21 protein-coding genes are annotated in these 25,097 nt (G+C 75.0%); 14 read left to right on the forward strand and 7 right to left on the reverse strand.

The genetic code is table 11. The annotated features are described in order from the left end of the window. Positions 1-25 precede the first annotated feature (25 nt). Entirely contained in the window at positions 26-2,158 is a 2,133-nt protein-coding gene (locus tag NR073_RS08160) for a TPM domain-containing protein (RefSeq protein ID WP_256748731.1), read from the reverse strand. A gap of 258 nt (positions 2,159-2,416) precedes the next feature. On the opposite strand from NR073_RS08160, the gene NR073_RS08165 reads away from it, so the two are divergent. Then, on the forward strand, positions 2,417-3,685 hold the full coding sequence (locus NR073_RS08165; protein WP_256748732.1) for a trypsin-like peptidase domain-containing protein: 1,269 nt from the start codon (positions 2,417-2,419) through the stop codon (positions 3,683-3,685). Further along, complete coding sequence (locus NR073_RS08170; protein ID WP_230278120.1) at positions 3,682-4,461, forward strand: PIG-L deacetylase family protein; 780 nt, start codon at positions 3,682-3,684, stop codon at positions 4,459-4,461. The genes NR073_RS08165 and NR073_RS08170 overlap by 4 nt, the downstream gene beginning before the upstream one ends. A gap of 62 nt (positions 4,462-4,523) precedes the next feature. Here NR073_RS08170 and NR073_RS08175 read toward each other — a convergent pair whose 3' ends face one another. Genes NR073_RS08175 through folP form a run of 5 tightly spaced genes read right to left on the reverse strand, consistent with a single transcriptional unit; the run spans position 4,524 to position 9,293 of the window. Further along, positions 4,524-5,954 (reverse strand): anti-sigma factor domain-containing protein, encoded by a 1,431-nt coding sequence (locus NR073_RS08175; protein ID WP_152743418.1) that lies wholly within the window; start codon positions 5,952-5,954, stop codon positions 4,524-4,526. 7 nt (positions 5,955-5,961) lie between these two features. Further along, positions 5,962-6,522, reverse strand: coding sequence for a tRNA (cytidine(34)-2'-O)-methyltransferase (locus NR073_RS08180; protein WP_256748733.1), 561 nt, complete (start codon positions 6,520-6,522; stop codon positions 5,962-5,964). Between the two features lie 40 nt (positions 6,523-6,562). Beyond that, positions 6,563-7,519 carry a DnaJ domain-containing protein gene (locus NR073_RS08185; RefSeq protein ID WP_256748734.1) on the reverse strand — a complete coding sequence of 319 codons (957 nt, stop codon included), beginning with the start codon at positions 7,517-7,519 and terminating at the stop codon, positions 6,563-6,565. Then, complete coding sequence (locus NR073_RS08190) at positions 7,516-8,307, reverse strand: pyrimidine reductase family protein (RefSeq protein WP_119217208.1); 792 nt, start codon at positions 8,305-8,307, stop codon at positions 7,516-7,518. The genes NR073_RS08185 and NR073_RS08190 overlap by 4 nt, the downstream gene beginning before the upstream one ends. Then, entirely contained in the window at positions 8,304-9,293 is a 990-nt protein-coding gene (gene folP, locus NR073_RS08195) for a dihydropteroate synthase (RefSeq protein WP_087114562.1), read from the reverse strand. Before folP ends, NR073_RS08190 begins: the two co-directional genes overlap by 4 nt. A gap of 65 nt (positions 9,294-9,358) precedes the next feature. On the opposite strand from folP, the gene NR073_RS08200 reads away from it, so the two are divergent. The 12 genes from NR073_RS08200 (at position 9,359) to secA (ending at position 24,480) form a co-directional block, all read left to right on the forward strand. Continuing rightward, positions 9,359-10,717 carry a TrkH family potassium uptake protein gene (locus NR073_RS08200; RefSeq protein ID WP_101962768.1) on the forward strand — a complete coding sequence of 453 codons (1,359 nt, stop codon included), beginning with the start codon at positions 9,359-9,361 and terminating at the stop codon, positions 10,715-10,717. Further along, positions 10,710-11,399, forward strand: coding sequence for a TrkA family potassium uptake protein (locus NR073_RS08205; RefSeq protein ID WP_070708556.1), 690 nt, complete (start codon positions 10,710-10,712; stop codon positions 11,397-11,399). Before NR073_RS08200 ends, NR073_RS08205 begins: the two co-directional genes overlap by 8 nt. A 37-nt stretch (positions 11,400-11,436) precedes the next feature. Then, complete coding sequence (locus NR073_RS08210; RefSeq protein WP_101966052.1) at positions 11,437-12,639, forward strand: cysteine desulfurase family protein; 1,203 nt, start codon at positions 11,437-11,439, stop codon at positions 12,637-12,639. A gap of 39 nt (positions 12,640-12,678) precedes the next feature. Continuing rightward, positions 12,679-13,815 carry a tRNA 2-thiouridine(34) synthase MnmA gene (gene mnmA / locus NR073_RS08215; protein WP_036315990.1) on the forward strand — a complete coding sequence of 379 codons (1,137 nt, stop codon included), beginning with the start codon at positions 12,679-12,681 and terminating at the stop codon, positions 13,813-13,815. 9 nt (positions 13,816-13,824) lie between these two features. Continuing rightward, positions 13,825-14,214: a chorismate mutase gene (locus NR073_RS08220; protein ID WP_012750981.1), complete on the forward strand. Its 390-nt coding sequence runs from the start codon at positions 13,825-13,827 to the stop codon at positions 14,212-14,214. Beyond that, positions 14,207-15,322 carry a hypothetical protein gene (locus tag NR073_RS08225; protein ID WP_012750980.1) on the forward strand — a complete coding sequence of 372 codons (1,116 nt, stop codon included), beginning with the start codon at positions 14,207-14,209 and terminating at the stop codon, positions 15,320-15,322. The genes NR073_RS08220 and NR073_RS08225 overlap by 8 nt, the downstream gene beginning before the upstream one ends. A 152-nt stretch (positions 15,323-15,474) precedes the next feature. Next, complete coding sequence (mtrA, locus tag NR073_RS08230; protein WP_256748735.1) at positions 15,475-16,155, forward strand: MtrAB system response regulator MtrA; 681 nt, start codon at positions 15,475-15,477, stop codon at positions 16,153-16,155. 4 nt (positions 16,156-16,159) lie between these two features. Then, on the forward strand, positions 16,160-18,094 hold the full coding sequence (gene mtrB / locus NR073_RS08235; RefSeq protein WP_206481352.1) for an MtrAB system histidine kinase MtrB: 1,935 nt from the start codon (positions 16,160-16,162) through the stop codon (positions 18,092-18,094). Further along, the gene (locus NR073_RS08240; protein WP_206481351.1) at positions 18,091-19,836 is read left to right on the forward strand and encodes an LpqB family beta-propeller domain-containing protein; all 1,746 of its coding nucleotides are present in this window, start codon (positions 18,091-18,093) and stop codon (positions 19,834-19,836) included. The genes mtrB and NR073_RS08240 overlap by 4 nt, the downstream gene beginning before the upstream one ends. Before the next feature lie 109 nt (positions 19,837-19,945). Continuing rightward, positions 19,946-20,743 (forward strand): ComF family protein, encoded by a 798-nt coding sequence (locus NR073_RS08245; protein WP_206452172.1) that lies wholly within the window; start codon positions 19,946-19,948, stop codon positions 20,741-20,743. 149 nt (positions 20,744-20,892) lie between these two features. Beyond that, complete coding sequence (gene hpf, locus NR073_RS08250) at positions 20,893-21,570, forward strand: ribosome hibernation-promoting factor, HPF/YfiA family (RefSeq protein WP_036316002.1); 678 nt, start codon at positions 20,893-20,895, stop codon at positions 21,568-21,570. 174 nt (positions 21,571-21,744) lie between these two features. Further along, the gene (secA, locus tag NR073_RS08255) at positions 21,745-24,480 is read left to right on the forward strand and encodes a preprotein translocase subunit SecA (RefSeq protein WP_206481350.1); all 2,736 of its coding nucleotides are present in this window, start codon (positions 21,745-21,747) and stop codon (positions 24,478-24,480) included. An 87-nt stretch (positions 24,481-24,567) separates the two neighbouring features. Here the strand turns inward: secA and NR073_RS08260 are convergent, their stop codons facing one another. Further along, positions 24,568-25,080 carry an Rv3235 family protein gene (locus NR073_RS08260; protein ID WP_255166255.1) on the reverse strand — a complete coding sequence of 171 codons (513 nt, stop codon included), beginning with the start codon at positions 25,078-25,080 and terminating at the stop codon, positions 24,568-24,570. Between the last annotated feature and the right edge of the window lie 17 nt (positions 25,081-25,097).

Genomic DNA, 25,097 nt, shown 5'->3' on the forward strand with positions numbered 1-25,097 from the left:
GGCGCCGGAGTTCATGGGGGGGCGGTCAGAAGCCGCCGCCGGAGATGTCGCCGAAGTCGCCGCCGCCGAGGCCGCCGCCGTCGAACCCGCCGAAGCCGCCGCCGCCCCAGCTGTCGCCGTGGCCGCTGTTCAGGATCGAGTTCATCAGGATGCCGCCGAGCAGTGCCCCGCCGAGGCCGCCGCCGAAGCTGCCGCCCACTCCGGCGCGCGGGCGTGCGCCGTACATGCCGCCCATGCCGGGGCCGTAGCCGAAGCCCTCGACGTCCGCGCGGGCCAGCTCGCTCGCGCGCTCGGCCAGCTGGGAGGCGCGCTGCGCCTGCTGGAGGGCGGCCACGGGGTCGGTGCGGCCGAGGCTGATCGCCGAACGCAGCGTGTGGTCGGCCTCCGCGAGCCGGGTCCGGGCCTCCGAGCCCACCGCACCGCGCCGGGCGCCGATGAAGTCGGCCGTGCCGTCGATCTGCGCCTGTGCCTGGGCGATCGTGGAGGTGAGCACCTGGGAGGCCTGGCGGGCCTGCTCGCGAGCGTCGCGGACGCCGGCCAGCGGGGTGTTGAGCTGGCGGTGCGCGGCCTCGAGCTGGTGGAGCAGCTGCAGGGGGTCCGGGCGGCCGGCCGCGAGGGCCTGGCGCACCGCGTTCAGGGCGGTCTTCATCCTCGCCACCGGGCCGGCCAGCTCGGGGTGCGATCCGTTGGCCACGAGCGCTTCGGCCTCGGCCACGTCCTGCTCGGACTGGGCGAGGCCCGTCTGCAGGTTGCTCAGCATGGCCCGCAGGGACCCCTCGGCCTTGCCGACCGCCTCGGTGAGCGTGTCCACCTGGCTGAGCGCCTCCTCGGCGGCACGCACGGCCAGCGCCGCCGTGGAGCGGTCCTGGGCTTCCCACGCGCTCCGCGACTTCGCGAGGGCGGTCTCCACGAACTCGAGCCTCTCCCGGGCCTGCGCCGCGTTGTCCGCGACCTCGGCGAGGGCGGACTCCGCGTACTGGCCGTGCAGCGCGGTGATCGCCGACTCGGAGTCCTGCACCCGGGACCGGGCCTCGGGCAGGCGGGCGTCGACGCGCTCCAGGGCCTCGGGCACCTGGTTCTCGAGGTCGCGCAGGGAGTCGAACTCCTTCTTGTGCGCCGCCAGGGACGCACCCACGGCCTCGTTGCGCTGGATGATCTCCTTGAGCCAGGCGCGCTGCTCGGCCTCGGTGTCCGGGATCTCGTCGTCGAGCTGGTGCTGGAGCTGGAACGAGGCCCGCATGTGCTCCTTGGCCTGGTCGATGTCCTCGCGGAACGTCGCCACGGACTTCTCCCCATAGGACGCCTCGGCGAAGCCCAGCTCCTGCTCCGAGGAGCGGATGGCGTCGTCCGCGGCCACGAGCTTCGAGCCGGCCTGGGTGCGCAGCTGCTCCACGCTGAGCTCATCGAGGGGGTCGCGGCGGGCCTCCTCGGTGCGGCCCCGTTCGACCTCGCCGCCCTGCGTGCGCCTCCGGCTGCGGGCCACGAGCACGCCGCCGCCCACGGCCGCGGCCACCGCACCCGCGCCGAGGACCGCCGTCAGGGCCCCACCGCCGTCGGAGGCGCCCTGGGCCGTGCTCCCGCCGCCCGTGGTGCCGGCTGGCAGGGCGCCGGCCGGATCGTACTCGGCCCCGCTGGCCCCCGTGCCGTCGAGCGTGCCGTCGGCGGCGTCGTCGAGCCCCTGCACCGCGGCGGTGCCCACCGCCAGCCAGTCCGCCGAGCCGGGGTCCGTGCCGATCTTGGACAGCTCCGGGCCCACGTAGGTGCGCGTCACCTGGTTCTGCAGGTTCGCGTCCCCGCCGCTGTCCAGCCCATAGGCGCGCTCCTCGACCGCGATCACCAGGACTGAGTCGTTCGTCCCGAGCCCGCGCTGGCGCGCCACGTCCTGGGCCAGCGTCTGGGCGTCCGTGCTGAACTCATCCACGTAGACGACGTACAGCCCCTGCCCGGTGTCCCGGCGCAGGTCCTGGATCTCCTGGGTCAGCCGCTGCTCATCGGAGGTCGAAAGCACACCGGCCTCGTCCACCACGTATACGCCCGGCGGCACCGCCACGGCGTGCGCGGTGGGTGCCGCCACCAGGAGGCCCAGACCTCCCAGGCCCGCGGCGGTCACGGCACGCGCCAGACGGCCGACATCGGCGGGGCGGGTGGGCACGGTCATGCGGGGTCTCCTTCGACGACGGAGGCGAGCCGCCGCACCGGGCGGACCCGCCGGATCCTGGGGTTGAGTGTAGGGCGGCGTGGGAATCGGGCACCAGGGATCCGGCGCGGCCGGAACCGTGGGAGGAGCGGACGTTCGGCCGACCTCTAGGCGGCGTTCAGTCATGCACGCTAGCGTGGACGTGCCCCGGGGCGCGCGTCCGCAAGACGACGGGCGTCCGTGTCGACCGCCCGGGGCCCGACCCGAAGCGAGGACCCCGTGGACCAGACCGCCGCCCCCACCCAGCCCCCCGTGCCGACGGCCCGCCCCGTCGCGCGTCCCCGGCCCCAGTCCCGCGCCCGTGCCGGGGCGGGCCTGCTCGCCGCGGCCGTGCTCATGGTGGGGCTCTCCGGTTGCGCGGTCGCGGAGGACGGCGGCGAGGCCGCGAGCTCCTCCTCCTCTCAGGCGACGGACACCTCGGCCGAGGCCGGGGGACAGCCCGTGGCGGACACCGCCGTCGGGAACGCCGCGAAGACCGCGCTGCCCTCCGTGGTGACCATCTCCGCGACGTCGAGCTCCGCCTCCGGTTCCGGTTCCGGTTCGATCCTGGACACGGAGGGGCACATCCTCACGAACACGCACGTGGTCACCCTCGGCGGCCAGGCCAACGACGCCGAGCTGACGGTGCGCACCTCGGACGGGGAGGTCTACGCTGCCACCGTCGTGGGCACCGACCCGCTGTCCGACCTGGCCGTCATCAAGATCGACGCCCCGGACCTCACCCCCATCCAGATCGGCCGGTCCGGGGACTTGAAGGTCGGGGACGAGGCCGTCGCCATCGGCGCCCCCCTGGGCCTGCCGAACACCGTGACCGACGGGATCATCTCCACCCTGGACCGGACCATCGCGGTGGCGTCCTCCGAGGCGCCCGAGCCGCAGGGCGAGAGCTCCGGCTCGTCCTCCGGCTCCGACCAGTACCGCTTCCAGCTGCCGGGCACCCCGCAGGGCACCCAGGGCGAGGTGTACATCAACGTGCTGCAGACCGACGCGGCCATCAACCCCGGCAACTCCGGAGGCGCGCTCGTCGACGCCGAGGGCCGCCTGGTGGGCGTGAACGTCGCGATCGCCTCGACCGGCCAGGACCCGAGCGCGGCGGGCAACATCGGGGTCGGCTTCGCCATCCCCGTGGACTACTCCCAGCGGGTCGCGCAGGACCTGATCGACCACGGCAAGGCCACGCACGCCATGCTCGGCGTGAGCGTCACCCCGGAGCCCGCCGAGGTGAAGGGCGGCGGCGAGAACGCCCGGACCGTGTTCAGCGACGGCGCCCGCGTCCAGCAGGTCGTGGAAGGGTCGGCGGCCGCGGCGGCCGGGCTGAAGGAGGGCGACGTGATCACCGCCGTCGGCGACCGCGCGGTGATCGACTCCGAGTCCCTCACCGCCGTCGTCCGCGAGCACCGCGTGGGAGACTCGGTGGACGTCACCTACCTCCGCGACGGCGCGGAGCAGAAGGCCGAGGTGACGTTCACGGAGGACACCCAATCGTGACCACCACACTCACCACCCCCGCTGAGCTCGCCGCCCACCACGGCTGGCGCCGAGTCTTGGCCGTCGGCGCCCATCCGGACGACCTCGACTTCGGGGCCGCCGCCACCCTGGCCGGCTTCAGCGCGGCCGGGCTGCACATCGAGCTGTGCATCGTGACGGACGGGGATGCCGGCGGCTTCGACTCGGAGGGCCCCGAAGCGATGACCGCCCGCCGCCACGCCGAACAGCGGGCGGCCGCCGCCGTCGTCGGCGCCGCCGAGGTCCACTTCCTCGGCGAGCGCGACGGACACCTCGAGCCGGACCACGGCGTGCGCCGCAAGCTCGTGGCCCTGATGCGCCGCGTCCGCCCGGACGTCGTCCTCAGCACCCACCCCGAGCGGGACTGGGAGCGGATGCAGGCCGCCCACCCGGACCACCTCGCCTGCGGCGAGGCCGTGGTGCGCGCCGCGTACCCGGCGGTCGAGAACCCGTACGCGTACCCGGAGCTCGCGGCGGAGGGGCTGGAGGCGTTCAAGATCCGGCACCTGCTGCTGTACGCCGCCCCCGCCGCACGGCGGAACACGGTCGTGGACGTCACGGGCCTGGCGGAGCAGAAGCTGCGCGCCCTCGACGCCCACCTCTCCCAGCACCCGGACGTCGACGCGATGCGGCGGCAGGTGCTCGCCCAGATGGCCGAACATCACCGGCACGCCGCCGGCCCGGCCGCCGGGCAGGGCCACGCCGAGGCGTTCCACCTGGTCACGGTCAACGGTCCGCGCACCATCGCCGGGTTCTGAACCGCCCCCACAGCAGAAGGGCCGACGACGCGCCGCGTCGTCGGCCCTTCTGCTCCGGGGACTCAGTTGTTGCTCGGCCGCCCGCCGTAGCGCGGGCCGGTCTGCGCGGTGGGGTCGAGGTCCACGCCGACGATGGGCTCCGACGTCGGCACCTCGGAGCCCGAGCTGGGCTCCACGGAGATGCCCATCGCCGCGAAGCGGTCCAGCCCCCGGAAGGTCACGGGCTCGCCGAAGCCGTTGGCGTCGAACGTGCCGAGCGAGGCCGGGGCCGTGCCGTCCGAGGGGTAGAGCCACAGCTGGTAGGACTGACCCTCCGGCAGCTGGGGCATCCCGCTGATCATCAGGTAGCCGCTGTTCTGCTCCCGGGACAGGAACGCCTGGACGCTCCCGCCGTCCTGGGCCGGATACTCCGAGGTCGTGAACAGGTCCTTCGACTGGTCGATGCGGTGCACGATGCCCGGCCGCGTGAACTGACTCCACACCGTCCACCCGCCGACGCCGAGCACGAGGGCCGCGAGCAGCACCAGCGCCGTCACCTTGAGCCAGCGCAGGCGGTCCCGCGGCGGGCCGGCGGGGGCCGACTCGTCGCCGATCAGGTCCATGCCCACGTCCTGGGCGGGCAGGCGGCGCAGGACCTCGTCGAGCAGGGCCGACGGCGGCTCGGCCGTCACGGAGCGGAACGCCCAGGCCACCGCCTGGCGCGCCCCGTCCACCCGGGAACGCCACCGGGCCAGCTCGCCGCCCCGCCGCTGCACGGCGGAGAAGGCCGCGGTGTGCCCGGCGGTGTCGAGGGCGTGCACGGCGGAGAGGTCGGCCAGCTCGAGCGTGCGGCCGGCGTCGACGTCCTCGCGCACGCCCGCGCCCAGGGCCGGGCCGGAGGCCGGGGCGGGCGCGGACGGCCGGGCGCCGTCCTGGGTGAGGTCGCGGCGGGCCGCGACGACCTGCCGGACGCCGTCGCGCAGGAGGGTGCGGGCCCGGTCGGCCGGCAGATCCAGCCGATCGGCGACCTCCCGGTCCGTGCAGCCGCCCAGCCAGGCCAGCCGCACGGCCTCGAACGCGTCCGGGTCCACCCGGTCCATGAGGTCCTCCGGCAGCGCGGCGGGGCCGGCCGGGCCGGGACGACGCCCACGTTCCGCCGCGGAGCCGCCGGCGCGGCGCAGCGAGGTCATCACGCGGTGGGCGAGGACCTCGAGCCACGTGAACACCTGGCGTTCGCGGTGGGTCGCGTCGTCCTGCTCGCTCAGGTCGAGGCTGGCCTCGGACGCCTCCTCCCACGCGGTCAGGTAGGTGCGGACGGTGGCCTCGGCGGCGTCGTCGCCGGGGCCGAACATCGCCTCGGCCAGGCCGTGCACCCACGGGACCGTGGCGTCGTAGAACGCGGAGAAGGCCGCCCGGTCGCCCTCGGCGCTGCGGCGCAGAAGGGTGTCCAGGGCGGGCTGGCCGGCGTCGTCGGGGCGGTCGGCGTGGGGCTCGGACGCGTCAGGAGTCTGCATGGTGGCCTCAGTCTAGGGAATCGGGGTGGGCAGCGGACCCGGCGAAGTCGTGCTGGCGCCAGGCCTCGTACACGGCGATGGAGACGGCGTTCGCCAGGTTCAGGGACCGACGGGCCGGCTGCATGGGCAGGCAGACGGTTTCGGTGACCCGCGGGTCGGCCAGCACCTCCTCCGGCAGGCCGGTGGACTCGCGGCCGAAGAGCAGCACGTCTCCGGGCCGATAGGCGACCCGGTCGTGGCGCACGGACCCGCGCGCGGTGAAGGCCAGCACCCGGGCGGGGGCGAGGGCCGCGAGCGCCGCGTCGAGGTCCGGGTGCACCGTCACCACCGCGAGGTCGTGGTAGTCCAGGCCCGCGCGGCGCAGGTGCGCGTCCTCGAACCCGAAGCCGAGCGGCTCCACGAGATGCAGCTCGGCCCCCGTGAGGGCGGCGAGCCGGATCGCATTGCCGGTGTTGCCCGGGATCTCCGGGGTGAGCAGCAGGATACGGAACCCGGGAGTGCCGGGCGCCGGGGCGCGGTCGGCGCCCTCGTGCGGGTTCGGGCGGGGCGGGGCGGGGGAGTCGGGCACGCGCCCAGCCTAGTGCGGCGTCGCCGGGCGGGGGTCTGGCTCAGTGGAGCCGGGCGACCAGCGCGCCGAGCGCGCGGCGGTCCACGAGGTCCGGGTCCGGGCCTGTGCCCAGGAAGAGGGCCACCTCGCGGGCGAAGGCGAGCCCGGGCGCGGGCGGGGCGGTGAGCAGGTCGGCCTGCGTCCCCGGGGAGTTCGCGCCCCGCGCGTGCCGGATCACGGGCGCGTGCCGCGCGTCGCGGTCCGTCATCACGTGCATGAAGCCGCCGACGGTGACCTGGGGCAGGGCCTGCTGCCACGCCATCATTGCGGGGCCGAGCAACGGCGGGGCCACGGGACGGCCCCGGGAGCGCAGGTCCGCCCCGTCCCAGGTGTAGGTCCCCTCCGGGACCATGACGGAGCCGATCAGCGCCAGGCGGTGGCCGCACAGCACCGCGTGGTCCACGTCGAGGTGCCGTCCCCAGCGCCCGTCCAGCCGCAGCCCGGTCAGGACCCGGGCGGCCGGGAGCGCGTCCGCCACGTGGCGCAGCAGCACGTCGAGGGTGCGGGCCTGCCGCAGCACCCGGTGCTCGTCCGGCAGGATCCCGCGCGGCCGCGGTGCCCCGTGGACGCGTTGGCTCGATCGCGGCAGGTCCAGCACGGTCGGGTCGGCCTCCACCTCGCCGGGCGGGGGCTCGTAGCGCGCGGGGCGGGCGGCACGTCCGCGGGGTCCGGACGGTCCCGACGGTCTCGCCCGCCCTGATCCGGCCCGCGCGCGGGGGTCGCGGGCCCGGGCGACGTCGAGTCCGGGCAGCGAGAGGTCGTACCGGCGCCGGGCCTCGGCGTCGCCGAGCAGGTCCCACGCCCGCGTCACGGCCCGGAAGGCGGCGGGGTCGCCGCCCACGTCGGGGTGCGCGGCCCGGGCCGCGCGGCGGTAGGCCCGCCGGACCTCCTCGGCGGTCGCGTCGCGGGACACGCCCAGGACCTCGTAGGCGGTGCGGTGCTCCTCGGCCGCGCTCACGGCGTGGGGTCCGGGCCGGGGGAGGCGTGCCGCTCGTGGTGCAGGCGCAGGAACAGCATGCCGTCGTCGTGGAGCACCTGGACCAGCTGCAGCCGGGCGGGGAGGCCGGGGCCGTCCTCCCCGGTCAGGACGCGGCCGGCGGCGGGTCCGGCCAGCAGCGGCGCCACGGTGAGGTGCACCTCGTCCACGAGGCCGGCCGCCGCGAGGCTGCCGAACAGGCGCGGTCCGCCCTCGCAGTGGACGACGCGGGCGCCGCGCGCGTGCAGGGTCGCCACCACGGTCTGGGGGTCCACGTGCTCCTCGCCGACCGCCAGCACCTCGGCGCGCGCGGCCAGGGCCGTCGCCCGCTCCGGCTCGCCCGCGAGGGCGGCCCGGGACGTGAGGATCCAGGGGCGCACCGGGGCGGCCGTGAAGAACGCGGACTCCGGGTCCAGGTCCAGGCTGCCGCTGACCACGGCCACGGGCGGGTCCGCGGGCCCGCCGGCGTCCGCGCGTCGACGCCGGTCCTCCTCGGACAGCAGCGCTCCCTCGTAGCCCTCGGCCCGGATGGTCCCGGCCCCCACGAGCACGACGTCGGCGTCGTGCCGGGAGAGCGAGAGCAGCCGCTGGTCCGCGGGGGAGCCGAGCCCACCGGCACGGCCGTCCAGGGTGGCCGCGCCGTCGGCGGAGGCGATGAACACGACGCGGACCCAGGGCCCGGGGCCGGTGTCCTCGGCCGCCGGGGCCGCGAGGGCGGCGCGGAGGGCGTCGTCGTCCAGGCCGGGGCCGGTCTCGGCCAGGCGCCTCACGCCCGGCCCCCATGGACCCGGTGTTCGGCGAGGGTGCTGCGGTCCGGCGGCGGGTTCTCCGCACCCATGTTGTGGACCAGGCGCGCCGGCTCACGCCACCCGAACACGCACTCGAGCATGCGGGCCGCCGAGACGGAGGCGTCGGCGTCGTGCATGCGCAGGATCCGGGCGCCGCCGTACACGCAGGCCGCGGCCGCGGCCAGCGAGCCGGGCAGCCGCTCGTGCCGGTGCCGGTCCAGGCTCTCGCCGATGAAGTCCTTGTTCGAGACCGCTGCCAGCACGGGCAGCCCCAGGGCGGCGATCTCGTCCAGCCGCCGCGTGATCTCGAGGGTGTGCCGGGTGTTCTTGTTCAGATCGTGGCCGGGGTCCACGATGATCCTCTCCTCGGGGACGCCGAGCGCCACGGCCCGGTCGACGGTGCGCCGCAGGTGGTCGCGGACCTCCGTGACGACGTCGCCGTACGTCGGCCGGGGGACCACGGCCCGGGGTCCGCGCACGTGGGCGAGGGAGTGGGTGACCACGAGGTGCGCGCCCGCGGCGGCCACCACCCGGCCCAGGTCCGCGTGGAACAGTCCCGTGGTGTCGTTGACGACGTCCGCCCCCGCGGCCAGGGCCGCCTCGGCCACGGCCGGCTGGAACGTGTCCGCCGAGAGGATCAGCCGGCGCGACGCCTCGGACGACCCGGCTCCGTCTCCGCTCCGCAGGGCCGCGATCAGGGGGACCACCCGCGCCGCCTCCTCGGCGGGGTCGAGCTCCGCCCCGGGCGCGAACGGCAGGCCGCCGACGTCGACCCACTCGGCTCCGGCGTCCGCCGCGGCGTGGGCCTGGGCGAGGGCGTCCTCCAGGACGGCGCCGGCGCCGTCGTCGTAGAAGGAGTCCGGGGTGCGGTTGACCACGGCCATCGTGACGATCCGGCGGCGGAAGTCGATCTCCTGGTGGGCGAACCGGTGCACCGGGTGGACGAGGGGGACGGAGGGGGTCGGCACCCGGCCATTCAACCATCGGCGCCGCACGGTGACAGTGCGCCCCGGGAGGACTATGCTTCCCTCCCGTGGCATCCACCTCGTCGCCGCGGGTCGGCCCGCGTCGGCCCCGCATCCGTCCGACCCAGCTCGTGGTCGGGTCCTTCCTCGTCGTCATCGTGACGGGCACCGGCGCACTGCTGCTGCCCGCCTCGTATCAGGGCCGCGCGCCCACCCCGCTGGAGGCCGCGTTCACGGCGACCAGCGCCACCACGGTGACGGGACTCGGCGTCGTGGACACCCAGACGTTCTGGACACCCCTGGGCCAGGTCGTGATCCTCGCGCTCATCAAGCTCGGTGGCCTGGGCGTCATGACGTTCACGTCGCTGCTGGGGCTGGTGATCCTCCGGCGGCTCGGCCTCACCCAGCGCCTCGACGCCGCGGCCTCCACCCGGGCCGAGGGGATCGGGGACCTGCCCCGGGTGCTGCGGGCCCTGATCCTGTACTCCACGGCCGTCGAGGCCTCGGTGGCGCTGCTGCTGAGCCTGCGCTTCTGGCTGGGCGCGGGGATGTCCCCGGGCCAGGCACTGTGGCAGGGGGTCTTCCACGCGGTCTCCGCATTCAACAACGCCGGGTTCGCGCTGTTCAGCGACAACCTCATGGGCTTCGTCTCGGACCCGTTCATCTGCCTGCCGATCGCGGCGGCGATCATCTTGGGCGGCCTGGGCCTGCCGGTCGTGCTGACCCTGCGGCGGGACCTGCGTCGACCCGAGCGGTGGAACCTCACGGTCCGGCTCGTGCTCGTGGGCACCGCGGTGCTGCTGGTGGGCGGCACGCTCATGTACCTCGTCCTCGAGTGGTCCAACCCGCGGACCCTGGGCGGTCTGGACCCGGCCTCGCGCGTGCTCGCGGCGTTCTTCCAGTCCGTCACGACCCGCACCGCCGGCTTCAACACCCTGGACTACGGGCAGATGCACCCCGTGACGCTCTTCGGCACCGACGTGCTCATGTTCATCGGCGGCGGCCCCGCCGGCACCGCCTCGGGCGTGAAGATCACGACGGCGAGCGTCCTGCTGTTCATCGTGCTCGCGGAGATCCGGGGGGAGGGCGCCGTCCATGCGTTCGGCCGCCGGCTCTCCCGGACCACGCACCGCGAGGCGATCACCGTGATCATGCTCTCCGCGACCGCGATCGCCGTCGCCACGATGGCGCTCATGGGCCTGTCCTCGTTCACGACCGACCAGATCCTGTTCGAGTGCGTGTCCGCGTTCGGCACGGTGGGCCTGTCCACCGGCATCACCGCCCAGCTGCCGCCGGCCGCGCAGGGCATCCTCATGCTCCTCATGTTCGTCGGCCGCATCGGCCCCGCCACCGTCGCCGGCAGCCTGGCCCTGACCGACCGCACCCGCCACTTCGAGTACCCGAAGGAGAGGCCCCTCATTGGCTGATCTCACCCGTTCCCTGTTCGCCCCCCGCCGGGGCGACCGCCCCACCGTGGCCGTCCTCGGGCTCGGCCGGTTCGGCTCCGGGGTCGCCCTCGAGCTCATGGAGTCCGACTGCCACGTGCTGGGGGTCGACGCCGACGCCGAGGCCGTCCAGGCGCTCAACGGCCGGCTGACCCACGTCGTCCGCGCGGACAGCACGGCCGAGGAGGCGATGCGCCAGCTCTCGGTCCACGAGATGGACCACGTCGTCGTCGCCATCGGCGGCGACCTCGCCGACTCGATCCTCACCGTCTCGCTGATGCGGCGGTTCGGGACGCACCAGCTCTGGGCCAAGGCCAACGACGACCGCCACGGCGAGATCCTGCGTCAGCTCGGCGTGGAGCACGTGGTCCACCCGGAGCGGGACATGGGCCGCCGCGTGGCACACCTGGTCAGCACGTCCTTCCAGGACTTCGTCGAGGTCGAGCCGGGACTGGCCATGGTCCGGGCCACGCCGCCGTCGCGCCTGCTGGGCAGGGACCTGCGAGCCACCGGACTCGCGGGGGAGCGGGGCATGCGCGTGGTCGCCGTCCGCAGCCGCGACACGTGGCTCTACCCGCCGAGTCATTACGTCCTCGAGCCCGAGGACACGATCCTCCTTTTGGGCCCGACCCGTGACGTCGAGCGGTTCCTCGCCCGAGACTGAGCCGGTGCACATCCGGCGCGGCTCCTAGACTGGCCGGGTGACCACCCCGGACCGCGTGCACCTGGACCACGCCGCCACCACGACGGTGCGCCCCACCGCGCTCGCGGCCCTGGCCGAGGCGGCCGCGCTCCCGGGCAACCCGGCCTCCCTCCACGCCTCCGGCCGTCGGGCCAAGCTGCGCCTCGAGGAGGCGCGGGAGCGCATCGCCGCGGGGCTCGGGGCGCACCCCACCGAGGTGATCCTCACGTCCGGGGGCACCGAGGCGGACAACCTCGCCGTCCAGGGGCTGTACCGGGCCCGCCGCGCGGCTGCGCCGGAGCGCACCCGGATCGTGCTGACCGGCGTCGAGCACCACGCGGTCCTCGACGTGGTGGACTGGCTCGCCGCACACGAGGGTGCCGAGCCGGTGCTCGTCCCGGTCGACGACGACGGGCGGGTCGACCTCGTCGCATGGGGGGCCGCGCTGGCGACCGCGCCCGAGCGGACCGCCCTGGCCACGCTGATGTGGGCCAACAACGAGATCGGCACGGTCCAGCCCGTGGCCGAGGCCGCCCGGCTCGCTGCCGACCACGGGGTCCCGTTGCACACCGACGCCGTCCAGGCCGTCGGGGCGGTGCCCGTGGACTTCGCCGCGTCCGGGGCCGCGACCCTGGCCGTCTCGGGGCACAAGGTCGGCGCCCCCGTGGGTGTCGGCGCCCTGCTCGTGCGCCGGGACGTCACGTTGGAGGCCGTGGTGCACGGCGGCGGCCAGGAACGTCGCCTGCGCTCGGGCACGGTGTCGGTGGCCCTGGCCGCAGCGCTGGCGGCCGCCGTGGAGGAGGCCGTCGCGGAGCAGCCCGCCGAGGCCGCCCGCCTGGGCGGGCTGCGGGACGAGGTGATCGCCGCCGTCGACGCCCTGGACGGGGTGCGCCTGTCCGGGCCGCGGGACCTCGACCCGGTGACGCGGGAGCCGCTGCCGCCGGGGACGCGCCGACTGCCCGGCAACGTCCACATCACCGTGCCGGGCCGGACGGCGGACGCGCTGCTGTTCTCCTTCGACATGGCCGGGCTGGACACCTCGTCCGGGTCGGCGTGCACCGCCGGGGTGGCCGAGCCGTCGCACGTGGTCGCGGCCCTGCCGGGGCGGACGGAGGCCGACGCGCGGGCCACCCAGCGGTTCACCCTCGGCCGGACGACGACGCCGGCCGAGACGGCCGCGCTCATGGACGCGCTGCGGACGCTGCTGGGGCCGGGCGTCTAGACTGGAGCGCCCGTCCGTCGTCGAGAGAGGAGTCCGCCCGTGAAGGTCCTGGCCGCCATGTCCGGGGGAGTCGACTCCGCCGTCGCCGCGGCGCGTGCCGTGGACGCCGGGCACGACGTCGTCGGCGTCCACCTGGCCCTGTCCCGCATGCCCGGCACCCTGCGCACCGGCTCGCGTGGCTGCTGCACCATCGAGGACGCCTCGGACGCGTGGCGCGCGTGCGAGCGGCTCGGCATCCCCTTCTACACGTGGGACTTCTCCGAGCGGTTCGCGGAGGACGTCGTGGACGACTTCGTGGCCGAGTACGAGGCCGGCCGCACGCCCAACCCGTGCATGCGCTGCAACGAGCGCATCAAGTTCGCGGCGCTGCTCGAGCGCGCCCTCGAGCTGGGCTTCGACGCCGTCTGCACCGGCCACTACGCCGCCGTGCGGCCCGGTCCGGACGGCTCGCTGGAGCTGCACCGCGCTGCGGACGATGCGAAGGACCAGTCCTACGTGCTCGGCGTGCTCACCGCGGATCAGCTCGCCCACTGCCTCTTCCCGCTCGCGGACACGCCGTCCAAGGAGCTCGTGCGCGCCGAGGCGGCCGAGCGCGGCCTGTCCGTGGCGGCGAAGCCGGACTCCCACGACATCTGCTTCATCCCCGACGGCGACACCCGCGGCTGGCTCGCCGAGCGCATCGACCTCGCCCCCGGCCCCATCGTCGACCCGGAGGGGCAGGAGCTCGGCACCCACGCGGGCGCCCAGGCGTTCACGGTCGGCCAGCGCAAGGGCCTGGCCATCGGCCGTCCCGCGCCCGACGGCAAGCCCCGGTTCGTGCTCGAGGTGCGGCCGAAGGAGAACACGGTGGTCGTCGGCGGCCGCGAGCTGCTCGACGTCGACCGCATCACCGGCATCCGCCCGTCGTGGGCCGGCGCCCCGGTGCCCGAAGCCCGCACGGGCGCCTGGTTCGACTGCGCGCTGCAGTTCCGGGCCCACGGCGAGATCGTCGAGGCCCGCGCCCGTCAGCGCGCCGACGCGGCGGGGCATCCGGGGTGGGAGATCGAGCCGGCGCGCCCCCTGCGCGGGGTGGCCCCCGGTCAGACGGCCGTCCTGTACCGGGGCACCCGCGTGCTCGGCCAGGCCACCATCGACACCGCCCGCAATGCCCGGCTGTCGGCCCCCGCGGATGCGTAGGCTTCGGCCATGAGCCCGGACTACGACCCCCACGCCAGCTCGCTGCCCGGCACCGCGGACCCGGCGGTCCTCGACGAGCTCTTCGCGATCCGCGGCAGCATCGACAACATCGACGCCTCGCTCGTCTACCTGCTGGCCGAGCGGTTCAAGTTCACGCAGCGGGTCGGCGCGCTGAAGGCCCGGCACGACCTGCCGCCCTCGGACCCCGGGCGTGAGGCCGCCCAGATCGCGCGGCTGCACCGGCTCGCGCTCGAGGCGGACCTCGAGCCCGCGTTCGCCGAGAAGTTCCTGAACTTCATCATCGCCGAGGTCATCCGCCACCACCGCGCGCTGGCGGCCGAGGGCCGGCCGGACGCCGAGGCGGAGCCGGGGGAGTGCCCCGGGGACGCGGATGACTGAGGCCGCCCACGACGACGGCGCCAGCGGCACCGTCGCCCTCGGCGGCACGCCGTGGCGCGGCACCGACGTCGCCGAGGCGCAGCGCGTCACGCTCGGCGAGCTCGGCGCGGACCACTGGCCGGTGCTTCCCGAGCTGCCCGATCGCGGACCCGGCGCCGACGCCACCGGCCGCTCGGCCGCCCTCCTGCAGGAGCTGGCCGTCGACCTGCAGCCGCACGGCTGGCGGGTCAGCCCGCCCGGGGCCGCCGGCTCCGGCCGCGACCGACGCCGCGCCGTCTCCCTCTGGCGCGAGGACGCGCACCGCTGGGCGGACACCGCGGGGGCCGAGGGCGCCGTCGTCGAACGTCTGGCCGTGCGGGTGCGCGGCCCGCTCAGCCTGCTCGCCGGCCTCTGGCTGCCCGGGGGAGAGCGCGTCCTCGGCGACCACGGCGCGCGCCGCGACGTCGCCGAGTCCTATCTCGAGGGGCTGCAGGACGCCCTGCCCCGCCTCCGGAGGGCCACCGGCGCGGCCCGTCTCGGCGTCGTCGTCGACGAGCCGTGGGCGGCGGCCGTCCTCGCCGGGACCCTGCCCACCGCGAGCGGGTACCGCACCGTCCGGTCGCTGCCGCGCGAGGAGGCCCGCGGGCTGTGGCGCGCCGCCCTCGACGGGCTCACCGTCCTGCCCGACGTCGCCCGGGTGTGGCTCGCGCCGGGCCGCCGGGCCACCTCCCCGGGGGCCGAGCTGCCCGGGCCCGCCGCGCTGGCGACGCTGACGGGAGAGTCCCTGCCCAGGCCCGACGCAGCCGCGGACGCGCCCGCCCCGGCCCCGGTCTCCCTCGTGGTGGGCGTGGGCGCCCTCGACGACGGCGCGGACGGCACGCCCGGCACCCGCGAGGCGTGGGAGGCGGCGGCCGGCTGGGCCGACATCGGGCGCGGGCTGACGCTGGCCCCCGAGCCGGGCGTGCGTCCGGTCGACGTCGTCCGCACGTGGGAACGGCTGGGGGTGGACCCCGGACGCGTGGGTGACGTCGGCCTCACAGCGGCGGGGTCGCACGACCCCGCCGTGCTCCGCACTCTGCGGCGGGACGCGGAGGAGCTGACCGCACGGCTCGCCGAGCTGCGCGGCTGAGCCGGCGCCCCGACGGACCGGGGCGACCTCCGGCGTCGTCCGCCGGGGACGGGCCCGCCCGGCGGGTATCATCGGGCTGATCCTGAAAATTTCCTGTGCCCGGGGCCGGTCCCGCCCGCGGCGCCGGGGGGAGCGCTGACGAGGAGGTCAGGATGGGCAAGGCCAAGATCCTGGTGGTGGACGACGACGAGGCTCTGGCCGAGATGATCGGCATCGTCCTGCGCAACGACGGCTTCGAGCCGACGTTCGCCGCAGACGGCACCTCCGCACTGCCCGCGTTCCACCGCGAGCGCCCTGATCTGGTGCTGCTGGACCTCATGCTCCCCGGCATCGACGGCATCGAGGTCTGCAGGCTCATCCGAGCCGAGTCGGACGTGCCGATCGTGATGCTCACGGCCAAGTCGGACACGGCGGACGTGGTGCGCGGCCTCGAGTCGGGTGCGGACGACTACGTGCCCAAGCCGTTCAAGCCGGCCGAGCTCGTGGCCCGCGTCCGGGCGCGCCTGCGTGAGGGGGAGGCCAAGCCGGCGGAGGTCCTGCACATCGGGGACCTCGAGATCGACGTGGCGGGCCACCAGGTCACCCGCGGCGGCGTCGGCATCGCCCTCACCCCGCTGGAGTTCGATCTCCTCGTGGCCCTCGCCCGGCGGCCGCGCCACGTCTTCACCCGCGAGATGTTCCTGGAGGAGGTCTGGGGCTACCGGCACCAGGCCGACACCCGGCTCGTGAACGTCCACGTCCAGCGCCTGCGCTCCAAGGTCGAGCCGGATCCCGAGAACCCGTGCGTCGTGCTGACCGTCCGCGGCGTCGGGTACAAGGCCGGCCAGGGCTGAGCGCATGACCGTGTCCGGCCCGGATGTGAGCGCGGCCCCGGCGGCCGAGTCCGGTGCCGAGCCGGTCGAGCCCGCCGCCGCCCGCCCACGGTCGTGGGGCCCCGGCCCCGCGTGGCGTGCGCTGCGCCGCCGGTGGCGTCGGTCCCTGCGGCTGCGCACGGCGGTGCTCGCGGCCCTGCTCTCGATCCTCGCGGGCCTCGTGGTCGCCGCGTTCCTCACGCAGCAGATCACCCAGGCCCTCTTCGAGGCCCGCTACGAGCAGGTCCAGTCCGAGGCACGCCGTGGCCTGAGCCAGGTGCGCGAGACGTTCGCGCAGACCACCGCCACGGACGCGCAGAGCACGGACGTGCTGGTGACCCAGACCCTGCGCGCCCTCGAAGGCGACTCCGGCACGACGATCCGCCGCCGCTACCACCTCGCCCCGCTGCCGGACTCCGAATCCGCGTACGTGGGGACGATCTCCTCCGCCGGGCTCGATCCCGCAGTGATCCCCCAGGAGCTGCAGGACGCGGTCGCCTCCGGGCCGGGCGTGTACGACGCGAGCGTGGCGCTGCCGAACCCCGGCGGTGGCACCCGGCCCGGCCTCGTGTTCGGCGCCCAGATGGTGCTGCCCCCGGGTGCCACCTACGGGCTCTACCTCGTCTACGACCTCGCGGACGTCCAGAGCTCGCTCGACTCGGTGCTCAGGGTGCTGCTGGTGTTCGGCGTCGGCTTCCTGGTGATCAACGTGCTGGTCTCGTGGTGGGTCTCGCGGCGTGTGACCCTGCCCGTGCAGCAGGCGGCCCGGGCGGCCGAGTCCCTCTCGAGCGGCAACCTGGCCGTGCGGATGCCGGTCGACGGTGAGGACGAGATGGCCCGCCTGGGCATGTCCTTCAACCGGATGGCGGACAGCATCCAGGACCAGATCGGCCAACTCGCCCAGCTGTCCCAGATGCAGCAGCGGTTCGTCTCGGACGTCTCCCATGAGCTGCGCACGCCGCTGACGACCGTGCGGATGGCGGCCGACGTGCTGCACGGCTCACGCGAGGACTTCGACCCGGTCAGCCGACGCTCGACCGAGCTGCTCTACCACCAGGTCGACCGCTTCCAGGCCATGCTCGCGGACCTGCTGGAGATCACCCGGTTCGACGCCGGCGCCGCCACCCCGGCCCTCGAGGCCACGGACATGCTCGAGCTGGCCCGCGACGTCGTGCTCACCTCTCAGCCGCTGGCCGATCAGATCGGCGTGCCCGTGTACATGGTGCCCATGGACCGGGACCGCGCCGACGGCCACGTCGCCCACGTCGACCCGCGGCGGATCGAACGGATCCTGCGCAACCTGGTGAACAACGCGATCGAGCACGCCGAGGGCCGGCCGGTGGACGTGCTCGTGGCGGCCGACGAGGGGGCCGTCACGTTCGCCGTCGTGGACCACGGCATCGGCATGAGCCCCGAGCAGGTGCAGCGCGTGTTCGACCGGTTCTGGCGCGCCGACCCCTCACGCAAGCGCACCACCGGCGGGTCCGGACTGGGTCTGGCGATCGCCACCGAGGACACCCGGCTGCACGGCGGTCGGCTCGAGGCGTGGGGCGAGCTGGGGGAGGGGTCCACCTTCATGGTGACCCTGCCGCGGGCGCCGCGCCCGGCCGCGCAGGGCGCCGAGGCCCCCGAGCCGATCGGCCGCTCCGTGCTGCCCATTCCGCCCCGCTACAGCACGGCGGACCGCCGGTACGCCGATGACCTGTCCCGGCCCGTCCCGCAGGAGGCGGACGCCGACGCCGTCGGCACGGTCGCGGACGTCGCCGCGGCGGCCGCGGCCGCCCCGCCGTCCGCGCGCCAGACCGAGCAGGCCCTGACCGCACCGACCCGGCCGGTGCGCGTGGTCCCTGCGGAGGATCCCGCCCACGGGTCGGCCCCCGGGGACCCGACCGGCGACGACCCGGCCGAGGAGGCCCGATGACCACCGTGGATCCGCAGCCGCCCCGCCCGCCGCGGGTCGCCGTCGTCGGCGTGATCGTCGCCCTGATGCTCGCCCTCAGCGGCTGCACCCAGATCCCCCAGAGCTCCGAGGTGCGCAGCGCCGACCCGGTCGACGGGGCCACCGCAGACGCCGACGCGCCGCAGTTCCATCCGCCGGGACCGGCCGAGTCGGACACGGCGGAGGAGGCCATCCGGGGCTTCCTGCTCGCGGGCACGAGCCCGCAGGACGACTACGCGGTGGCGCGCCAGTTCCTCGACGGGCCCGCGGCCACCCAGTGGACGCCCGGGCAGCGCACCCTCGTGTACTCGGCGGAGCCGCGCATCACCCGGGGCGACGGCGCCGGGGACTACCAGATCCAGGTCGAGGTCGACTCGGAGATCGACGAGTACGGCCTGCGGACCATCGCGCCGCCGGGGACCACGCAGGCCTGGGCGGTCACGGTGCAGGAACGGCCGCAGGGCATGCGGATCACGTCCACGGAGAACGGCACGCTGCTCTCCCAGGCGCAGTTCGGACAGCTGTTCGCCCCGCACGAGCTCGCCTTCTACGACACCGCGAAGCGCTACGTCGTGCCGGACGTGCGGTGGTTCGTCAATCGGGGCACCACCGTGACCGCGGTGACGCGAGCGCTGCTGCGCGGGCCGGCACCGTATCTGGCCGGGGCGGTGGACACGGCCTTCCCGCTGCGCACCGGCACCGACCTGGCCGCACCCACGGTGCCCGTCGACGACGACGGCGTGGCCCACGTCGACCTCACCCAGGCGGCCGCCGAGGGGGCCGACGCCGACCGGCGGCACCGCATGCGGGAGCAGCTGGAGCTGACCCTGACGGGCCTCCAATCGGTCAAGGAGGTCGAGGTGACCGTCGCCGGCGCCCAGCTGTCCACGTCGGGAGACGACGGCCCCGCCCCGGTCCAGACCGACCCCGCCGTCGGCTCAGTCCAGGTGGGCATCGACACGGCGACGGGCGGACTCGTGTACGTGCAGGGGACCAGCGTCACGCCGGTGGGCGGCGCCCCGGACGTCACCGCGCTCGATCCGGTCCGCCCGACCATGTCCGGCGACCGCAGCCGCTTCGTGTTCGTCACCCGTGACCGGACGGCGGTCCACGTCGCCGGCACGGACGGCACCCTGCGGGAGGTGCTGCGCGGCACCGGGCTCACCGTCCCTTCACTGGACCTCCTGGGCTGGGTGTGGGCGGCCGACAGGGAGACGACCTCGCGGATCCGCGCCGTCCCGGCCCAGCCCGGCGGGCAGGAGCGCATCGTGACGGCCACCTGGCTGCGGCCCGGCGAGCGGATCGTCGACCTGCGGTTGTCGCGGAGCGGGGCCCAGGCCGCGATGCTCGTCGACGACGGCCAGCGGACCACCCTGCGCGTGTCCGGGGTCGTGCGCGGCTCGGACGGGGTGCCGAACGCCCTGACCGAGCCGATCCTGCTGCCCTCCTCCGGGTCGGAGGACTCGGTGGAGTGGGCCGGAGACACGAACCTGCTCGTCTCGGCGTACGCCGAGAAGCCCGACGAGCGCGTGGTGCCGCGGATCGTCTCGATCGACGGCACCGTCCGGGAGCTCAACCCGCTGGGCGGTCTGCGGGGGATCTCCGTCGGCGACGACGGTGCCTACTACGCGGAGACGGACGAGTTCGTGTTCCTGCTGGTGGGCTCCTCGTGGCGGGCGCAGGAGCTCGACCGCGGGGTGCGCGACCTCTCGTTCCCGGACTGAGCCGAGCCCGCGCCCGCCGCCCCGTCGTCCACTCCTGCACAGCCGCCCCGTCCCGCACAGCGGCCCGCCCCGGCGCCCGGACGGCGGCGGCGTGCGGTGGACTCATCGCATGCGTTCCCCGCCGTCCTCCCCGTCCCCGCCGTCGGTGTTCGGCGCCCTCGGCCGGGCCCTGGCCGACCTGGTCCTGCCCGCCGAGTGCGCGGTGTGCGCCGCGCCGGGTCACCGGCTCTGCCCGGCCTGCGCGGAGGGACTGACCGCCGTCCTGTCCCGGCCCTTCCGGGCGGAGCAGGACGCCCCGGCTTTGCCCTTGGGCCCCGGCGGCGCTCCGCTGCCGGTGATGGCGGCCGGGCGCTACGCAGACCCGCTGGCGGCCGCCGTGCTCGCGTTCAAGGACCATCACGCGCTGCACCTGCGCGGCGTGCTGGGCGAGGCCCTCTGCCGGGCCGTCGCCGCGGCGCGTCTCGAGCCGGACCTGCCCGGGGCGCGGCACGCCCTGCTCGTCCCGGTCCCGGGCGGCGCGGTCGGATTCCGACGGCGCGGCTACGACCCGCTCGCCGAGCTCACCCGGGCGCTGCCGGCGCCGTGGCTGGTCTCCGACGCCGTCCGTGCGCGCCTGCTGCCCCGCGCGAGCACGCTCCGGGGCGGCGGCCCGTCCCACGCGGGCGCCGGGGCGGGCCAGCGCCGCCGGCGGGCCCGGGACTGGCGCGTCGTCGCCGGGCGGCTGCCGGCCGGCGCGCCCGTCCTGCTCGTGGACGACGTCCTCACCACCGGCGCCACCCTCGCCGCGCTCGCGGAGGCGGTGCGCCGCGCCGGCGGGCACCCCGTCGGGGCCGTCGTGCTCGCGGCCGTGGCCCCGCCGCGGGACCCCGCCGAGCCTGGCCCCCGGCCACGCCCCCGGGTAGGGTGAACGGCACGGAATCGCCCCTACGGTTCCCGTCCTGCCGACGGCTGGAAGGAGGTCGCACCCTCGGACCCGCCGCCGCCCTGCGGACGCGACACCGAGGCGCACCTCCCCTCCCGAGGCCGGACCCGTGAGAGTCGGACCAGGAGGACGCCATGACCATGGATGTCAGCTACATCGCCCGCAACATCAGCCTCTCGGAGAGCTTCCGCGACCACGTCGTCGAGCGCACCGAGCGCCTCCAGCGGCTCGCCGAGGGCGCCGACACGCTCGAGGTCCGCGTGACGAAGGAATCCCACCACAAGCACTCGGACGAGGCGGTCCGCGTGGAACTGACGGTCCGCGGCCCGCGGGACGTCGTGCGGGCTGAGGCCGCCGCGGACGACGAGCTGGCAGCCTTCGACAAAGCCGCCGCCCGACTGACCGAGCGCCTGCGGCGCCTGCGCGACCGGCGCAAGGACCGTCGCCGCGGCAAGCTCGGCGCCTCCCGCGGCGCGGGCGAGGTCGGCTTCGTGCCACCGCTGCCGCCGTCGGGCGCCGCGCTGGCCGCGGAGGACGCCTCCGCGCAGGACGCCCCCGAGGCGGGCACCCCGGTGCGCATCCGGCAGAAGGCGTTCCCCGCGACCCCCATGAGCGTGGACGACGCCGTGGACGCGATGGAGCTGGTCGGCCACGACTTCTACCTCTTCCAGAACGCCGAGACCGGCGTGCCCTCCGTCGTCTACCGCCGCCGAGGCTGGAGCTACGGCGTGATCCGCCTGGACGAGTCCCTCCCTCAGGATCACGTCTCCGCCTCCGAGGGGGAGCAGGCATACCAGACGCGGGAGGACTGACCGCCCCGCCGACGTCGACCACGACCTGCTGACGCCGCGACGCCCCTCCCCTCCGGGACGGGCGCCGCGGCCCGTCCGGACTCGGCCCGTACACTGTCCCGGAGACCGCGCCACGGCCGCGCGCGAGGGGCATCCCGTCCCGCCCCGGCCACACCGCAAGGGAGCAGAGAACCAGTGCCTTCGATCATCGACCGCGTCCTGAAGATCTCGGACAACCGCGTCCTCAAGCGCATGCAGGCCACGGTGGACGCCGTGAACCTCCTCGAGGACGACTTCCGGGCGCTCAGCGACGCGGAGCTGCGTGCCGAGACGGACACGCTCCGGGCCCGGCATGCGGACGGCGAGTCGTTGGACCTGCTCCTGCCGGAGGCGTTCGCCGCGGTCCGGGAGGCCGCGGGACGCACGCTCGGCCAGCGGCACTACGACGTCCAGCTGCTCGGCGGCATCGCGCTGCACCAGGGCAACATCGCGGAGATGAAGACCGGCGAGGGCAAGACCCTCGTGGCCACCGCTCCGGCCTACCTCAACGCGCTGTCCGGCAGGGGCGTGCACGTGGTGACGGTCAACGACTTCCTCGCCTCCTACCAGGCCGACCTCATGGGCCGCGTGTTCCGCTTCCTCGGCATGCAGACGGGCGTCATCGTGGCGGGCCAGACCCCGGCCGTACGGCGCGAGCAGTACGCCGCGGACATCACCTACGGCACGAACAACGAGTTCGGCTTCGACTTCCTCCGGGACAACATGGCGTGGTCCCTCGACGAGCTCGTGCAGCGTGAGCACCACTACGCGATCGTCGACGAGGTGGACTCGATCCTCATCGACGAGGCCCGCACCCCGCTGATCATCTCCGGCCCCGCCCAGGGAGAGGCCAACCGGTGGTACGGCGAGTTCGCCCGGCTGGTGCGCCGCCTCGAGGCGGACACGGACTACGAGGTGGACCACAAGAAGCGCACCGTCGGCATCCTCGGCCCCGGCATCGAGAAGGTCGAGGACCACCTCGGCATCACGAACCTGTACGAGACGCAGAACACCACGCTCATCCAGTTCCTGAACAACGCGGTCAAGGCCAAGGAGCTGTTCAAGCGGGACAAGGACTACGTGGTCCTCGACGGCGAGGTGCAGATCGTCGACGAGCACACGGGCCGCGTGCTCAAGGGACGCCGCTACAACGAGGGGCTCCACCAGGCCATCGAGGCCAAGGAGGGCGTGGAGGTCAAGCCCGAGAACCAGACGCTGGCCACGGTGACCCTGCAGAACTACTTCCGCGGCTACGAGAAGCTCGCCGGCATGACGGGCACCGCCGAGACGGAGGCCGCCGAGTTCACGTCGACCTACGGCCTCGGCGTCGTCGTGATCCCGCCGAACCGGGAGCGACAGCGCGTGGACCGCAACGACGTGGTGTACAAGAACGAGAAGGTCAAGTTCGACGCCGTCGTCGACGACATCGCCGAGCGGCACGCGAAGGGCCAGCCGGTCCTGGTGGGCACCACCTCGGTGGAGAAGTCCGAGTACCTCTCCACGCTGCTGGCCAAGCGCGGCGTCCGCCACGAGGTCCTGAACGCGAAGAACCACGCCCGCGAGGCCGCCATCGTGGCGCAGGCGGGCCGCCCGGGCGCCGTCACCGTGGCCACCAACATGGCCGGCCGCGGCACCGACATCATGCTCGGCGGCAACGCCGAGTTCACGGCGGTGGCCCGCATGCAGGAACTGGGCCTCGACGCCGCCGAGGACCCGGAGGCGTACGAGGCCCGCTGGCCCGAGGTGCTGGCGGAGGCCGAGGCCGCCGTGGAGGACGCGCACCGCGCGGTCATCGAGGCCGGCGGCCTGTACGTGGTGGGCACGGAGCGCCACGACTCGCGCCGCATCGACAACCAGCTGCGCGGTCGTTCCGGCCGTCAGGGCGACCCGGGCGAGTCCCGGTTCTACCTCTCCCTCACGGACGAGCTCATGCGCAACTTCAACCCGGGCGTGGCCCAGCGGATCATGAACAGCCCGTCGATCCCGGACGACATGGCGCTCGAGTTCGGCTTCGTCTCGAAGGCGATCCAGAACGCGCAGGCGCAGGTCGAGGGGCGCAACGCCGAGCAGCGCAAGAACGTGCTCAAGTACGACGACGTGATGAACCGCCAGCGCGAGGCCATCTACACGGACCGCCGTTCCATCCTCGAGGGGGAGGACCTGCAGGACCGGGTGCGCCGCTTCGTGGAGGACGCCGTCGGGAACATCGTGGACGCGGCCACCGAGGAGGGCCACGCCACCGACTGGGACCTCGACCAGCTGTGGCGGGACCTGGCAGAGCTCTACCCCGTGGGCATCTCGCAGGAGGACGTCCTCGACGAGGTCGGCGGCCGGGGCCGGCTCAAGGCCGAGGTCCTCAAGCGCGAACTCGTCTCCGATGCGCTCCTGGCGTACGAGGACCGAGAGGCGCAGGTGGGATCCGAGGCGCTGCGGGAGGCGGAGCGTCGCGTGGTGCTCGCCACCATCGGGCGCCGCTGGCAGGAGCATCTCTACGAGATGGACTACCTCAAGGAGGGCATCGGGCTGCGCGCGATGGCCCAGCGCGAGCCCCTCGTGGAGTACCAGCGCGAGGGCTACACGATGTTCCAGAACATGCTCGCCGCCATCCGCGAGGACGCCGTGCGCACGCTGTTCCAGGCGCAGATCAGTGCGGCCCCCGCGCCGACGTCTCTGCCCGGCATCAAGGACGCCCGCGCCGTGACGATGGCACCGCAGATCTCCGTGGAGGGCATCGACGCCCCGCAGCAGCCGGCGCAGCTGCGTTTCACCGGTCCGTCCGAGGACGGGCAGAGCGCGGTCACCCGCAGCGGCACGGATTCCGGCGCCACGGTCGCCGCGGGCACGAACCGCCGCTCCCGCCGTCAGGCGGAGCGCCGCGGCCGCCGCGGCTGACCGGCGCCCCGTCACGACGCAGGACGAGGGCCCGCAGACCTCCAGGTCTCCGGGCCCTCGATCGTCAGTCCGACGGGACGATCCGGCTCAGCCGATCTCGACCGACGTCACCTTCCACCGGCTGAGCCGCCGCTCGAGTCGGAGCGCGAAGGCCCGGGCCCGGCCCTCCCACAGCACCGTCGCGCTGGCCTCCACCCGGCCGGGTGCGACCTCGCACACGCGGGCGCCCACCGGGCGGGGTGCGGACGCAGGCGCCCGGGGCGGGACGGCCGCGGCGGGTCGTCGACCGGGCCCGGTCGGCGCGACGGCGCCCAGCAGCTCCATGCGACGGGTCAACTTGTCCAGGACCTCGGGCGAGAGCCAGGCGGAGAGGTCCCGCAGGGCACGGCGGCCCGTCTCGACCTCGACGCAGGCGACGGCGATCACGGCGGCGAGCGAGCGGACGCGACGCAGCTCCTCGCGCCCCTGTTCGGTGCGGGCGCGCCGGGCGATCTCCTCACCGCGGGGCAGGACCGTGGGGCTGTGGGCGGGCCCATGGAGGAGGGTGTCGGCGGTGCGTCGGGCGGCAGCGGTGCGGGGGCGGGTGGCGAGGGCGGTCATGGCGGTCTCCTGAGGAC

The organism is Micrococcus sp. Mcc28, from assembly GCF_024519775.1.
Taxonomy (GTDB): Bacteria; Actinomycetota; Actinomycetes; order Actinomycetales; family Micrococcaceae; genus Micrococcus; species Micrococcus luteus.